General features: G+C 62.9%; 2 protein-coding genes. Both read left to right on the plus strand.

What is annotated here, in order from left to right; genetic code table 11:
- The first annotated feature begins 96 nt into the window (after positions 1-96).
- Positions 97-576 carry a 50S ribosomal protein L13 gene (gene rplM, locus IL54_RS03060; RefSeq protein ID WP_037473167.1) on the plus strand — a complete coding sequence of 160 codons (480 nt, stop codon included), beginning with the start codon at positions 97-99 and terminating at the stop codon, positions 574-576.
- Complete coding sequence (gene rpsI, locus IL54_RS03065; RefSeq protein WP_037473170.1) at positions 576-1,154, plus strand: 30S ribosomal protein S9; 579 nt, start codon at positions 576-578, stop codon at positions 1,152-1,154. The genes rplM and rpsI overlap by 1 nt, the downstream gene beginning before the upstream one ends.
- Positions 1,155-1,384: the final 230 nt, after the last annotated feature.

Genomic DNA, 1,384 nt, shown 5'->3' on the forward strand with positions numbered 1-1,384 from the left:
CGCTTGACTTGGACGGCTTCCCCAGTCATTAGCGCCCCACTTCCGGGGGTCGGTAACGGCCTGCGGTTCTTTAATTCATTCTGGAGTATTGGCACCATGAAGGCGCTGATGAAGACGACCAAGTCGGCAAGCCCGGCAACGGTTGATAAGAAGTGGGTCCTGATCGACGCGGAAGGCCTCGTCGTCGGCCGTCTCGCTTCGACCGTGGCAAATATCCTGCGTGGCAAGCACAAGACCAGCTTCACGCCCCATGTCGATTGTGGTGACAATGTCATCATCATCAACGCGGGCAAGGTGAAGTTCACCGGCAAAAAGCTGACCGACAAGATCTATTACAAGCACACCGGCTATGCCGGCGGCATCAAGGAAACCACGCCCGCCAAGATTTTGGAAGGCCGTTTCCCTGAGCGCGTGCTTGAAAAGGCGATCGAGCGCATGATCCCCCGTGGCCCGCTGGGCCGCCAGCAGATGCGCAACCTGCGCGTCTTCGCCGGTGCCGAGCATCCCCATGAAGCCCAGAACCCCGAAGTGCTCGACTTCGCGTCGCGCAACCGCAAGAACAAGGTGGGTGCATAATGTCCGATAACCGCCAGTCCCTGTCCGACCTCGCGGCGATCGCCGCCGAAGCGGCTGCCGCTCCGGCTGCTGCGCCCGCTGCTCCTGAAGCCGCCGCGACGCCCGCTGCTCCGGTTGAAGCCGAAGCGCCTACCGCTCCGGTCGAGCCTGCAGCGCCCACCATGCCGCTGCGCGCGCAGGAAATCGACAACCTCGGCCGCGCCTATGCGACCGGTCGTCGCAAGGATGCCGTTGCCCGCGTCTGGGTGAAGCCCGGCACCGGCAAGATCACGGTCAATGGCCGCGATCAGGAAATCTATTTTGCGCGCCCGACCCTGCGTCTGGTCATCAACCAGCCCTTCGGCGTCACCGACCGTAACGGTCAGTATGACGTGATCGCCACCGTCAAGGGCGGCGGTCTGTCCGGCCAGGCCGGTGCGGTCAAGCATGGCATCGCCCAGGCGCTGACCAAGTACGAGCCTGCGCTGCGCAGTGCGGTCAAGGCCGAAGGCTTCCTGACCCGCGACAGCCGCGTCGTCGAGCGTAAGAAGTACGGTAAGGCGAAGGCGCGCAAGAGCTTCCAGTTCTCGAAGCGCTAAGTCGATACCGACTGCAAGTTCAGGAAAGGGGCCGGTTTTCCGGCCCCTTTTTTCGTATGCGCGCTTCGTCTGATCGCTTGAGTGCCCCGCCCCGATGCAATAGCCTGCGTGGCGACAGGCGGATGCCGGGGGATGTTCGGGGGTTTATGAGACAGACGATGTGGATGGCGATGCCGATCGCCATGGTGGTTGCTGCGCCGGCTGTGGCGGGTGAAATGCCGCTCTATCAG

The organism is Sphingobium sp. ba1 (assembly GCF_000743655.1).
Taxonomy (GTDB): domain Bacteria; phylum Pseudomonadota; class Alphaproteobacteria; order Sphingomonadales; family Sphingomonadaceae; genus Sphingobium.